The sequence below is a fragment of the Ruegeria sp. genome (genome assembly GCF_965243365.1).
Lineage (GTDB): Bacteria > Pseudomonadota > Alphaproteobacteria > Rhodobacterales > Rhodobacteraceae > Ruegeria.
Genome location: NZ_CBDEUW010000002.1, coordinates 1,683,735 through 1,696,450, shown reverse-complemented (window position 1 = coordinate 1,696,450; position 12,716 = coordinate 1,683,735). Strand labels below are relative to the sequence as shown.

10 protein-coding genes are annotated in these 12,716 nt (G+C 58.2%); 5 read left to right on the top strand and 5 right to left on the bottom strand.

All coding sequences use genetic code 11. The features are described from left to right. Window positions 1–10 precede the first annotated feature (10 nt). Together ACP0GE_RS12085 and ACP0GE_RS12080 are read left to right on the top strand one after the other, a co-directional pair. The gene (locus ACP0GE_RS12085) at window positions 11–1,198 is read left to right on the top strand and encodes an IS110 family transposase (RefSeq protein ID WP_424831702.1); all 1,188 of its coding nucleotides are present in this window, start codon (window positions 11–13) and stop codon (window positions 1,196–1,198) included. Window positions 1,199–1,642: 444 nt separating this feature from the next. Beyond that, window positions 1,643–2,764, top strand: a complete 1,122-nt coding sequence (locus ACP0GE_RS12080) for a serine/threonine protein kinase (protein WP_424832192.1) — start codon at window positions 1,643–1,645, stop codon at window positions 2,762–2,764. A gap of 227 nt (window positions 2,765–2,991) precedes the next feature. Here ACP0GE_RS12080 and ACP0GE_RS12075 read toward each other — a convergent pair whose 3' ends face one another. The 4 genes from ACP0GE_RS12075 to ACP0GE_RS12060 all read right to left on the bottom strand — a co-directional run bounded on the left by ACP0GE_RS12075 (window position 2,992) and on the right by ACP0GE_RS12060 (window position 6,429). Then, the gene (locus ACP0GE_RS12075; RefSeq protein ID WP_424832191.1) at window positions 2,992–3,714 is read right to left on the bottom strand and encodes a hypothetical protein; all 723 of its coding nucleotides are present in this window, start codon (window positions 3,712–3,714) and stop codon (window positions 2,992–2,994) included. Window positions 3,715–3,952: 238 nt separating this feature from the next. Then, a complete protein-coding gene (mutT, locus tag ACP0GE_RS12070; RefSeq protein WP_170411003.1) occupies window positions 3,953–4,351 on the bottom strand; it encodes an 8-oxo-dGTP diphosphatase MutT in 399 nt (132 codons plus the stop codon). Beyond that, entirely contained in the window at window positions 4,348–5,574 is a 1,227-nt protein-coding gene (gene argJ / locus ACP0GE_RS12065; protein WP_424832190.1) for a bifunctional glutamate N-acetyltransferase/amino-acid acetyltransferase ArgJ, read from the bottom strand. Before argJ ends, mutT begins: the two co-directional genes overlap by 4 nt. A gap of 6 nt (window positions 5,575–5,580) precedes the next feature. Further along, window positions 5,581–6,429 (bottom strand): peptidylprolyl isomerase, encoded by an 849-nt coding sequence (locus ACP0GE_RS12060; RefSeq protein ID WP_424832189.1) that lies wholly within the window; start codon window positions 6,427–6,429, stop codon window positions 5,581–5,583. A gap of 176 nt (window positions 6,430–6,605) precedes the next feature. Here ACP0GE_RS12060 and secA point away from each other — a divergent pair, with 176 nt between their 5' ends. The 3 genes from secA (at window position 6,606) to ACP0GE_RS12045 (ending at window position 11,926) form a co-directional block, all read left to right on the top strand. Beyond that, window positions 6,606–9,323 carry a preprotein translocase subunit SecA gene (gene secA / locus ACP0GE_RS12055; protein ID WP_424832188.1) on the top strand — a complete coding sequence of 906 codons (2,718 nt, stop codon included), beginning with the start codon at window positions 6,606–6,608 and terminating at the stop codon, window positions 9,321–9,323. A gap of 100 nt (window positions 9,324–9,423) precedes the next feature. Beyond that, window positions 9,424–10,344 (top strand): hypothetical protein, encoded by a 921-nt coding sequence (locus ACP0GE_RS12050; protein ID WP_424832187.1) that lies wholly within the window; start codon window positions 9,424–9,426, stop codon window positions 10,342–10,344. Window positions 10,345–10,369: 25 nt separating this feature from the next. After that, window positions 10,370–11,926 (top strand): phosphate ABC transporter substrate-binding/OmpA family protein, encoded by a 1,557-nt coding sequence (locus ACP0GE_RS12045; protein WP_424832186.1) that lies wholly within the window; start codon window positions 10,370–10,372, stop codon window positions 11,924–11,926. Window positions 11,927–11,929: 3 nt separating this feature from the next. Here the strand turns inward: ACP0GE_RS12045 and radC are convergent, their stop codons facing one another. Continuing rightward, entirely contained in the window at window positions 11,930–12,685 is a 756-nt protein-coding gene (radC, locus tag ACP0GE_RS12040; RefSeq protein WP_424832185.1) for a RadC family protein, read from the bottom strand. Between the last annotated feature and the right edge of the window lie 31 nt (window positions 12,686–12,716).

Sequence of the window (12,716 nt, the reverse complement as noted above, 5' to 3'; positions counted from 1 at the left end):
GAGAACACGAATGTCCACCACAAACGCCACCGCAGCACCAGTCTTCGGCGAGAATAACACGGTCTACGTCGCAGTGGAAATATCACGCAAGTCTTGGGTGTTCGGGATTAAAAGCCCGACCCGGGATCGGATCGGCCTGCACGTGCTTCCAGCGGCAGACACGGACGCCCTCAAAACCCTGATCGAAGAACAACAGGCCAGGGCAGAGCGAGTGCTTGGCCAGCAGGTGCGCGTCCTTTGCTGCTATGAAGCTGGTTATGAAGGCTTCTGGTTGGCCCGCTGGCTGGATCAGTTCATGTCGATTGAGACAATCGTACTGGATCCGGCCAGCTTGCTGGTCAATCGCAAGGCTAAACAGCGCAAGACCGACCGGATCGATGCCAAGAAGATGGTGCGGGCGCTGTTAGCGCATGATCGAGGCGACAGTTCGGTTCTCAGCCAGGTGCGTGTTCCGAATGTTGAACAGGAAGACCGTAAACGTCTGCTTCGAGAACGTAATCGATTGGTCAAAGATCGAACATCTAAAACAAACTCGATCAAGGGGTTGCTGAAGCTGCACGGCATCTTCGATCTCGACCCTCGGAGCAAAGACTTTGAAGCGCGGTTCAATGAGGTGAAAACCGCCTATGGGACGCCGTTCCCTGCACAGGCCCGCAAGGAAATATTGCGGATTCTGGATCGGATGCAACTGGCCGAGAAACAGATTGCGGAGGTTGAGGCTGAACGTGACGAAGTTGCCTGCAAGGGCGCAACGATAGCGATAGCTGATACGGTCGCAGGCAGCGATGAACAGGTGGCCGCAAAGATTGCGACACTCAGCCAGCTCAAAGGGATCGGCGCGAACGATGCCACTTTGCTGGTCAATGAGGTCTTCTACCGAGACTTCCGCAATCGCCGCGAACTGGCCGGTTGGGTTGGGATCGCACCGACTCCCCATGCAAGTGGCGATACGGAACGGGATCAGGGGATCGGCGGCGATGGCCCTGGATGGATCCGCGCAAACCTGATCCAAATGGCCTGGCGCTGGGTTAGATATCAGCCTGATAGCGCGCTCAGCAAGTGGTTTGAAAAGCGCACTGCAGGGGCAAAAGGGCGCATGCGCAGGGTGATGATTGTAGCACTCGCTCGCAAACTGCTGATTGCGCTATGGCGTTTCTGTGAAACCGGGCTCGTTCCCACTGAGGCAAAACTCGCCTGACCCTATAGAATCTAGTCTGGCCGGACGCGGCAGGGCTGGAGACCGGGCGGTGTGTGACCGTAATGGCACGAGGCTGAAAGACGCCGATCCCGAGATGGGTCCCACCTCCGGAACGTTGTGCCCGCAGCACGCGGGATTGTGGGAGAGTACCAGCGTCGCTGGAAGCCACCCGGATATAAGTTTGGTGAAGCGCACACAAGGCGCAACCGTTGCAAAGAAACGTTCCGACCCGAATACCAAGCCAGCAAGGCCGCCTGAACGAAGGAAAACGAAATGCTCTAGAACCCAAAATCTCCGGGCTTGACAACCGCTTTCTCATATAAGCTCTTTGGCGATGGCGTCGCCAAAGGTATTTCAGCGACGAACCCCATATCCTGTACGCCGGGACTTTCAATCAGGAGATTGAGGGCCCCGTCCTGATCTCCGTTAAAACAGGAGACAGCCATGGCCTGGTCCCCCGACAAAACCGAAGTCAAAAGCTGGAACGAATGGGACACCCTGCGCCACGTCATCGTGGGGCGCGCGGATGATTGCCACATTCCGCCGGAAGAGCCCGCGCTCGACGCCAAGGTGCCGGAAGACAGCGACATGCGCGGCCAATGGGGCCGTCGTCCTCAGGAAAGCATCGACCGCGCCAACGAGCTGCTCGACACGTTCGCGGACCAGCTGTGCAAACGCGGCGTCCGCGTGGATCGACCGACGTCGATTGATCACTCTCAACCAGCCACCACGCCGGATTTCCACACCGAAAGTCAGTTCGGTTGCATGCCTCCGCGCGATGTGCTGCTGACCGTCGGGCACGAAATCCTCGAAGCGACAATGTCCTACCGCTGCCGCTGGTTCGAATACCTGAACTATCGCCCGCTGATGCAGCAATATTGGGACGAAGACCCGAATTTCCGGCACGAGGCCGCACCCAAGCCGCGCCTGACCGATGCGGATTACCACCCCGACTACCTGAGCGACAAGATCGGCGTTGAAAAGCGCCTGCAGTGGGCGGCTGAGAAGTTCTTTGTCACCACCGAAGAAGAGCCTTTGTTCGATGCCGCCGACGTGTTGCGCTTTGGCCGTGATCTGGTGGTGCAGCACGGCTTTACCACCAACCTCAAGGGGATCGAGTGGCTGCGCCGTCACTTCCCCGATCACCGCGTCCACACGGTGAACTTCCCCGGTGACCCCTACCCGATCCATATCGACGCGACGTTTACGCCTCTGCGCCCGGGCCTGATCCTCAACAATCCGCAGCGCCGACTGCCCGAAGATCAGCGCGGCATGTTCGAGAAAAACGGATGGGAGATCGTGGACGCAGCCCAGCCTGCCCACAACACACCGCCGCCGCTGTGCTATTCCTCGACCTGGCTGTCGATGAACGTGCTGGTGCTGGACCCGAAAACCGTCTGTGTCGAGAAGTCCGAGGTCTATCAGGCCGAGCAAATGGACAAGCTGGGCATGGAAGTGGTCGAAGTCGACCTGCGCGACGCCTACGCCTTTGGCGGCGGGCTGCATTGCTGCACGGCAGATGTCTATCGCGATGGGGACTGTGAGGACTACTTCCCGAATATGTAGGTTTTTTGCGTTGAGAACAGGGTGCCCGAGGTACGCTCGGGCATCGGCATCCTGTGTCAGGGGATCGTGCTGCTTCGGTGTTGTAGGAGTGGCAACAATGAGCTCAACCCGTCGATTTCTGCGGCGTGTATGAATGTCCACAATCGAGCTGAGGCAAATTTCCCTGGAGTGCTATTTTGTGAGCCGCAGTAATAGTTTGCGACTCTGGTCCGCACCTTGAGCAAAAATTATTCGATTGCTTCAATTGTGATGCTTTGCGTCAGCATTTCCAAATGGGCCTCAAGAAGATTTTCCCAGCGTTCAGCATTCTCACCGCCCGGACGCAACGACGGAGCTGTCAATCCCATTGATGTCAAATCCCTATTATGCAGAATAAGCATCTCATGGCGGGGGGAGCCCACTGGCACATAGGCAAATCGTGACCAAATGTAGTCCTTAGGCTTGGGAAAGCCTCGCTCATCCATAAAACTGTGGTAGCGTTCTCCATCCGTCCCCGGCAAACCATTGGAGACCAGCCAGTGACGACGGACCGGATCGGCATCCACATCGAATTCCAATGGTCCGATGCGCATTGCGCGCGGCGCGCCGGAATAATCGTAAGTCCAGTCAAACTCAGGTAAAACTGTTTCAAACTGAACGTTGATCAGTGATCGTGTTGAGCCATCCGGGTGCGAGGACGCAAACATGTATTGTTCCGCTTCAACTGTGCCATAGAGAATAAATCTATGGGCACCTAAATACTTATACTCCGGAGGAAAAGTGATACGCGCTGCCGGATGTTCATAAGAAATAAGCGTGTTACCTTCGACAGTTCGCTTCAAACCCTCCGTACTGGCCTCTGATGAGAACCGCCCAGGGTGGCTGTAATATACCTTGTAGATGCCATAACCAACGGCACCAGAGATGCCGAGAACAACCAGGGTTGCAGCCATCAATATCCATTTTTTCACAATGCTGCTCCAACTTAAAAAAAAACCCGCCGCACGGTAGGTTCGATCTATTGACCAGCGTCCGCGTGTTCAAGGCAAAGGGCTACCATTGTATAGCAAAGGTTCCGCCAAGTGTGTGGCTTTCCTGCGTGCCGTCGTTATCAGGGCGCGCACAAAGCGGACACGGGACGCTGAAGATTGAACGTTAACTCCGTCCGCAAATCGGACATATGACCACAACACTGACACCAACTCGCAACTACAACCAGTCCCGCAAAATCGGAATCAACGGCACGTCCGCCGCGGGCATAGGGTAGTTCCGCAACTCATTCGCCCGCACCCACTTCAGCGCCTGCCCTTCTTTCGACTGTGGAATGCCCTCCCACTTGCGGCAGGCGAACAGCGGCATCAGCAGGTGAAAGTCATCATAGCTGTGGCTGGCAAAGGTAAGTGGCGCGAGGCATGAGGCCCAGGTGTCGATGCCCAATTCCTCGTGCAATTCGCGGATCAAGGCGGCCTCGGGGGTTTCGCCGGGTTCGATCTTGCCGCCGGGGAATTCCCACAGACCGGCCATGGATTTGCCTTCGGGGCGTTGGGCCAGCAATACGCGGCCCTCGATATCGATCAGAGCCACGGCAGACACTAACACTGTCTTCATGAACGGTAATCCGCGTTGATCTCGATATAGCCGTGGGTCAGATCGCAGGTCCACACGGTGGAGCTTCCTTCACCCAGACCCAGATCGACCGCGATCACGAGACTCTCACCTTTCATATACGCGGCGGCGTTCTCTTCGCGGTAATCAGGGCTGACCCAACCTTTTTCGGCCACCAGAATATCTCCGAAGGAAATGCTCAGACGGTCGCGATCCGCCGCCGCGCCGGATTTGCCGATGGCCATAACGATGCGGCCCCAGTTCGGGTCCTCGCCCGCGACGGCGGTTTTGACCAAAGGAGAGTTCGCGATGGCCAGCCCATGCACTTTTGCATCAGCGTCCGTAGCAGCCCCGGTCACACGAATTTCGACGAGTTTCGTCGCCCCTTCACCGTCGCGCACGACCTGTTGTGCGAGGTCCAGCATCACGGTCTCAAGCGCTTGTGCAAAGGCGGCGTTGCCGGTGGCGTCGACGCCCGAGGCTCCGGTTGCGCACAAAAGCAGGCTATCCGAGGTCGAAGTGTCGCTATCCACAGTGATGCAGTTGAAGGTGCGATCCGTCTGTGCACCCAGCATCGCCTGCAGGGCGGATTGGTCGACCTGCGCATCGGTGAAGATATAGACCAGCATCGTCGCCATATCCGGCGCAATCATGCCCGAGCCCTTGGCAATCCCAGCAATAGAGACTGTTTTACCGTCAATCTCGACCTGCGCCGAAGCCCCTTTTGGGAAGGTGTCAGTGGTCATGATCGCCCGCGCCGCGTCTTCGATAGCGTGCCGGCTAAGGCCCGCTTTCAACGTCTCAAGCTGCGATATGATGCGGTCATGCGGCAGAGGTTCTCCAATGACGCCGGTCGAGGACGTAAAAACCCGCCCGACAGCAACGCCGGTCGCTTCTGCAACTGCCCCGGTCACCTCAGCGACCGAGGTTTGACCGTAGTGACCGGTGAACGCGTTGGCGTTGCCCGAGTTTACCAGTATCGCCGCCGGACCATCACTTGGCCCGCCAATCTTGTCCTGACAGTCCAAAACCGGCGCGGCGCGGGTGGCCGAACGTGTGAAGACTCCGGCCACGGATGTCCCTGGGTCCATTACCGCCAGCATGACATCCGTCCGGCCCTGATAGCGCACGCCCGCCTCGACGGTTGCGAACCGTACTCCGTCAATTGGGGGTAAGTCCGGGAAGGCCTCTGGGGCCAGCGGAGAAACCTTGGTGATCGTCACCACGGGAGGTTACTCCTGAATCAGATCGATTTGGCGAATGACCTCTGGCCCAACACCTTCCAGGGCCGGACGGTCGATTTGCGCCTGTTGGATCAATTCGTCAATCCGGTCCTGAATGGCCTCTTGCTGCAATGTCTGCGCCAGCTCCTCGCGAACAGCCTCAAGCTCGGGTGCTTCGGTTTTGCGCTTGTCGTTCAGTATGATCACATGCCAGCCGAACTGCGTTTGAACCGGGTCCGAGACCTGTCCTTTTTCAAGCCCGACAACGGCACCTTCAAACTCCGGCACCATGCGTCCCTTGCCGAACCATCCCAAAGCTCCGCCATTGGGGCCAGATGGGCCGGTGGACTTTTCTTTCGCCAGTTCAGCGAAATCGACGCCTTCGTCCAACTGCGTTTTAAGCTCGTTCGCCTCTTTTTCGGTCTCGACCAGAATGTGGCTGGCGTTGAATTCATCCTCGCCTACAAACTCGGCAAACTGCGCGTCATAGGCTGCCTGAATCGCCTCATCCGTGACCTCGGCATCCGATATCGCGTTGATGGACTGAACGGCCAGCAAAGACCGTTTTTCGTTTTCCAGAGTCAGCGCGTTCTGCGACGACAGCCCCTCTTGCTGCTGGCTGAGCATTTGCTGCTGCACCAACTGTTCAACGATGAAGTCGTAAAGCACATCGTCTTCCAGTTGCTGGTATTGCGCCGGCAAGGCCGCGATGGTGGCGATAACGTGACCCAGAGTGATCTCGTCCCCGTTTACGCGCGCAACAACCGTGGATGCGTCAGGCTTGGTTTCGGCGGCCAGCGGCAAGGCCATCACGGCAGCAAGCGCGAGCGATGGCAGAAAAGTGAGGCCTTTGGGCATGGATTTATCCTATTTCTTTGCCGCGACAGGGCGCAGCGTTGACACTTCAGAACCTGCCGCTTACATCGCTTTGAAGCCTTGGACAGGGCCGCCTTTCACCCCCCGTATCTATGGGTTGCGCGCAAGGTGGGCAAGCCTGTCGCAACCAAGACAAGAACTGATCCGCTGGAGTGAACATGCTGGGACTCGGAACGCTCGCGAAAAAGGTGTTCGGAACACCGAACGACCGCAAGATCAAGGCGACCCGCCCCCTGATCGAAAAGATCAACGCGCTGGAGCCCGAGTTCGAAAAACTCTCTGACGAGGGCCTGATCGAAAAGACCGCCGAACTGCGCAAACGCGCGCTGGAGGGCGAAAGCCTGGATGCCCTGCTGCCCGAAGCTTTTGCCAACGTGCGCGAAGGCGGCAAGCGCGCTTTGGGTCTGCGCGCCTTTGACGTCCAGCTGATGGGCGGTGTGTTCCTGCATCAGGGCAACATCTCGGAAATGAAAACGGGTGAGGGTAAGACTCTGGTCGCCACCCTGCCCGCCTACCTGAATGCTCTGACCGGCAAGGGCGTTCACATCGTGACGGTCAACGAATACCTGGCCAAGCGTGACGCGGAATGGATGGGCAAGGTTTTCGGCGCCGTGGGCATGACCACCGGCGTGATCTGGTCGGGCCAGCCCGATGCCGAGAAGATGGCCGCTTATTCCAGCGACATCACCTATGCCACGAACAACGAGCTGGGCTTCGATTATCTGCGTGACAACATGAAGGCCGATCTTGAGACGGTCTATCAGAAGCACCACAACTACGCCATCGTCGATGAGGTGGATTCGATCCTGATCGACGAAGCGCGGACGCCCCTGATCATTTCCGGCCCGTCACAGGACCGGTCAGACCTTTATACCGCCATCGACGCTGTGATCCCATCGCTCGGTGACGATCACTTCACCGTGGACGAAAAAGCCAGAAACGTGACCTTCACCGATGAGGGCAATGATTTTCTTGAGCAGCAATTGATCGCGGCGGGCCTGATCCCCGAGGGTCATTCGCTGTACGACCCGGAAAGCACCACGGTGGTGCACCATGTCAATCAAGGCCTGCGCGCGCATAAGCTTTTCCAACGCGACAAGGACTATATCGTGCGCGACGGGAACGTGGTTCTGATCGACGAATTCACCGGCCGGATGATGCCCGGACGCCGCTTGTCCGAAGGCCTGCATCAAGCCATCGAGGCGAAGGAAGGCGTGCAGATTCAGCCCGAGAACGTGACAATGGCCAGTGTCACGTTCCAGAACTATTTCCGCCTGTATGACAAACTGGGCGGCATGACCGGCACCGCGCTGACCGAGGCCGAGGAATTCGCCGAAATCTACGGCTTGGGCGTGGTCGAGGTTCCAACCAACAAACCAATTGCGCGCGTGGACAAGGACGATCAGGTCTATCGTACCGCCGTCGAGAAATACGACGCAATGATCCAGCAGACCAAGAAAGCCCAGGAAAAGGGCCAGCCCGTTCTGCTGGGCACCACCTCAATCGAGAAGTCCGAACTGCTGAGCCAGTTGCTGACCAAAGAGAATATCGAACACAACGTTCTGAACGCCCGCCAGCACGAGCAAGAGGCGCAGATCGTCGCCGATGCAGGCCGTTTGGGCGCGGTGACCATCGCCACCAACATGGCCGGTCGCGGGACTGATATTCAGCTGGGCGGCAATGTCGAGATGAAGGTTCTGCAGGCGCTGGCAGAAAACCCCGAGGCCGATCCGGCCGAGCTTCGCGCTGCGGAAGAGGCCAAGCACTCGGAAGAAAAACAGAAAGTGCTGGAGGCCGGTGGTCTGTATGTGATGGCCTCGGAACGCCACGAAAGCCGCCGCATCGACAACCAGTTGCGCGGGCGTTCGGGCCGTCAGGGTGATCCCGGAAAAACCGTGTTCTACCTGAGCCTGGAAGATGACCTGATGCGCATCTTCGGCTCGGAACGGCTGGACAAAGTGCTGACCACGCTGGGCATGAAAGAAGGCGAGGCGATCATCCACCCCTGGGTGAACAAATCGCTGGAGCGCGCGCAGTCCAAGGTTGAAGGCCGCAACTTTGACATGCGCAAGAACGTTCTGAAATTCGATGATGTGATGAATGACCAGCGAAAAGTGGTCTTCAGCCAGCGACGCGATATCATGTCCACAGATGACCTGTCCGAGATCGTGTCGGACATGCGCGAACAGGTGATCGACGATCTGATCGACGAATACATGCCGCCGAAAACCTATGCCGATCAATGGGATACCGAGGGCCTGCACGAAGCGGTCAAGGACAAGCTGACTATTGACGCCGCAGTTCAGGATTGGGCCGCCGAAGAAGGCGTCGATGATGAACAGATCCGCGAACGGCTGGTTAAGGCGGCTGATGAGATGATGGCGCAGAAAGCAGTGGCTTTTGGCCCCGAAAACATGCGCAACATCGAAAAGCAGGTTCTGCTGCAAACCATCGACAGCAAATGGCGCGAGCACCTGCTGACGCTGGAACATCTGCGTTCCGTGGTGGCCTTCCGGGGCTATGCCCAGCGCGACCCGCTGAACGAATACAAGAACGAAAGCTTCCAACTGTTTGAAGGCATGCTGGACAGCCTGCGTGAAACCGTGACACAGCAACTGTCCCGCGTGCGCCCTTTGACCGAGGAAGAACAAAAGGAAATGCTGGCGCAGATGGCCGCGCAACAGGCTCAGACTCAGAAGGCGGTTGAGCAAGCCACGAACCGCGCCGAAGCTGTGGCCGAGGCCGAAGCCTCGGGCGACGCCCTACCCGGTTTTGACGAGAATGACCCAAGCACCTGGGGGAACCCAAAGCGCAATGACCTCTGCCCCTGCGGTTCGGGCAAGAAATTCAAGCACTGCCATGGCCGCCTGACCTGAGGCGGCCCGCACCGGAACACAATGACTCCGCCTGCCTGCCACAAATAAGCCTTGATTGTTAATAAAAGTCCGACTCGCTCCTTCAACTGGGGAGGGTGTCTTGTTTGTCGTAAGAAACTACGTGACCACTGGTGGTACCGTTGCCTGCGCTTTGGCCATTGGCTATTTGATGCAGTACGGCCCGGCGTCACAAAGCAAAGCTGTAGCGGGAACCGAACAGGTTGCGACCGCTGGTCAGGCATCCGTCTTGCCGGGGATCGAAGCCATTGTGCTGACGTCAGCAACCGGCCCGACCAACGGCAAGACCGGCATTTCGGCATCAACCACGTCTCTGGCACGCATACAGCCCAATCCCGGTTCACATTGCCCATTAAGCGCCCGAGCGACAGCCGTTCAGGGTGCCAACGCAGAGCTGAAGATCAAAGCCCCCTGTCACGAATCCTCGACGGTCGAGATTCACCACAGCGGCTTGACCTTCACCGCCATGACCGACGCTGATGGAGCGTTGACCATGACGGTTCCGACCCTATCCGAATACGCGATTTTTCTGATTTCACTTGATGATCAGACCGGCACAGTTGCCACCACTCACACTCCTGATATCGCGAATTTCGACCGGGTTGCACTGCAATGGCAGGGAGAGACCGATTTGCAATTGCATGCGCTTGAGTTTGGCGCAAGCTACGGCCAGGTCGGCCATGTCTGGACCGGAACGGATACGGATGGCGCTGGCACAATCGTGCATCTCGGCCAGCCAGAAATGGCAAAGGCGCGGAATGTACAAATCTATTCCTTCCCCAGCAGCACCAATGCAACCTCTGGCACAATCGACCTGAGCGTCGAGGCCGAGGTAACCGCCGCCAACTGCGGCAGCGATCTGAGTGTCCAGGCCCTGCACCTGCACGGCGACAGCCCGCTCAGCTCGCGTGACCTGACACTGACACTGCCCGACTGTTCCAAGGCTGGTGAGTTTCTGGTGTTGAATAATCTGCTGGAAGACCTGACAATCGCCGCCAAATAAAACGGCAGGCAGGCTCGAACGTTCCATGGCATTCCCAAAAGTGGCGACCGCCGCGCTGATCTGCGCGGCTTTGGCGGGTGGTGCGACAGCGCAGGACATCACCCTGACCTCGCATGATGGCAAGGTCGAGATCACCGGCAATCTTCTGGGATTCGACGGTGAATTCTACCGTGTTGAGACGCAGTTTGGCGAGCTGACTGTCGATGGCTCAGGCGTGACCTGCGATGGGATTGCCTGCCCCAGCCTGACCGATTTTGTGGCCGAGATCACCTTGTCCGGTTCCTCGGTCATGGCCGAGAAACTGCTACCGGCCCTGGTGGTTGGATTTGCCCGGCAGGAAGGGCTGACCGCCACGCCGGTTCAGGACAGCGCATTCGGTTTCGTTTACGAACTGCATCAACCGGATCGCCCGGCACCATTGGCACGTCTATGGTTTCGCGTCGGCACCACCGATCAGGGATTCACTGATCTGACCCTGGGTGATGCCGACATCGTAATGGCCCTGCGCGAGGTGCGCCCGGACGAGATTGAAGCCGCGCAAGATGCCGGGTTGGGTGATCTGAGCCGTGCCCGCAGGTCTCGGGTTCTGGCGCTGGATGCGATGGTGCCGGTTGTGGCAGACGAAAACCCTGTCCGACAGATTTCCCCGAATGATCTGGCCCGCATCCTGTCCGGCGAAATTGACAACTGGTCAGAGCTTGGCGGCCCGGACGCTCCAATTGCCGTTCACCTGCCCGAAGCGGGTTCAGGTTTGGCGCAGGCGATCGATTCTTACCTGTTGAAACCCGTCAAAGTCGACGCACCCGGCCCTTCGAGCCGTCATACCCGCAACCGGGCTTTGGTGCGGGCCGTGGGCAGGGATCCCTTTGCAATCGGCATCGCCAGCCAAGCAGATATCGGCAACACACGGGCCTTACCCCTTGCCGGGGGGTGCGGTCACGCGCTGGCGGCAACACGGCAAGCGATCAAGACCGAGGATTACCCGCTGACCTCGCCAATGTTTCTGTATCTTCCCGCGCACCGTCTACCCCGCATCGCACGGCAGTTTCTGGCTTACGTGCAAGGCGATCAGGCGCAGCCCGTCATTCGCGATGCTGGCTTTGTGGATCAGTTCCCGGAAACCGTAGAACTTGGGCTACAAGGGAACCGCCTTGCTAATGCTATTACCACCGGAGCAGGCGAGGTTGGGCTGGAAGAGCTGCAACGCATGGTCGAAACCCTGCGCCCCATGGCAAGGCTATCTCTTTCCTTCCGGTTCGAGCCTGGGTCGTCACGTCCGGATGCTCAGTCACGGTCAAACATCCTTCAGCTGGCGCAGGCGTTGGAATCGGGGGCGTTCGATGCGCGCAAACTGACATTTGTCGGGTTCAGCGATGGCCATGGCCCGGCTGCAGGAAACGCCCGGATCGCAAAACTGCGCGCTCAAACGGTGCGTAACGCCGTTCTGGCCGCAGTGGAAACAACCGTGACCGACAGCGTCGAGATATCGGTGGACGGATTCGGTGAGGCCATGCCAATGGCCTGTGACGACACCGAATGGGGTCGAAAGACCAACCGCAGGGTCGAAATCTGGGTGCAATAGAGGTCACAGATAGCCCTCGGATCGGAAACTCAGTTCAGTCGATTTGCCGATGATCAGGTGATCATGCAGGGTTAGCCCCAAGGCCGAACAGGCGTCCTGTATCCGGTTGGTCATGTCGATATCTGACTGTGAGGGTGTTGGATCACCAGATGGATGATTATGCACCAGTATCAGCGCCGAAGCGTTCAGTTCCAGCGCCCGTTTCGCCACCTCTCGCGGATAGACCGGCACGTGATCTACGGTGCCTTTGGCCTGCTCCTCATCTGCGATCAGAACGTTCTTGCGATCCAGATAAAACACGCGAAACTGTTCGATCTCGCGATGGGCCATCGTTGTATGACAATAATCCAGCAGCGCATCCCAGCCCGCGATCACATGCCGCTGCATCACCCGTGCGCGGGCCATGCGATGTGCACAAGCCTCAAGGATTTTCAGATCGGTGATTACGGTATCGCCAACGCCCTTGATCTGCCGCAACCGTTCCTCGGGCGCGGTCAGCACTCGGTTGAAATCACCAAAGGTGTCCATCAGCGCCCGGGCCAGCGGTTTCACATCCTGTCGAGGGATCGACCGGAACAACACCAGCTCCAGCAGCTCGTAATCCGGCATCGCGGCCGAGCCGCCAGACATGAACCGTTCGCGCAGCCGCTTACGATGGTCTTTGATGTAGGAGGGTAAACGACCCGTCGGCAACGGCTGCGCTGGCGCTTCGTCCGTATCGAACAGCATGGGGGCTTCGGCAAAGGCGTCCTGTGTCATGGGCCTACCCTGACGCAGAATCGGTTTCCGA

Coding starts and splice junctions, on each gene's coding strand:
- ACP0GE_RS12060 (WP_424832189.1), bottom strand. CDS start 6,429: ATGCCCAAAGGCCTCACTTTTCTGCCATCGCTCGCGCTTGCTGCCGTG.
- ACP0GE_RS12080 (WP_424832192.1), top strand. CDS start 1,643: ATGGCCTGGTCCCCCGACAAAACCGAAGTCAAAAGCTGGAACGAATGG.
- radC (WP_424832185.1), bottom strand. CDS start 12,685: ATGACACAGGACGCCTTTGCCGAAGCCCCCATGCTGTTCGATACGGAC.
- secA (WP_424832188.1), top strand. CDS start 6,606: ATGCTGGGACTCGGAACGCTCGCGAAAAAGGTGTTCGGAACACCGAAC.
- mutT (WP_170411003.1), bottom strand. CDS start 4,351: ATGAAGACAGTGTTAGTGTCTGCCGTGGCTCTGATCGATATCGAGGGC.
- ACP0GE_RS12085 (WP_424831702.1), top strand. CDS start 11: ATGTCCACCACAAACGCCACCGCAGCACCAGTCTTCGGCGAGAATAAC.
- ACP0GE_RS12045 (WP_424832186.1), top strand. CDS start 10,370: ATGGCATTCCCAAAAGTGGCGACCGCCGCGCTGATCTGCGCGGCTTTG.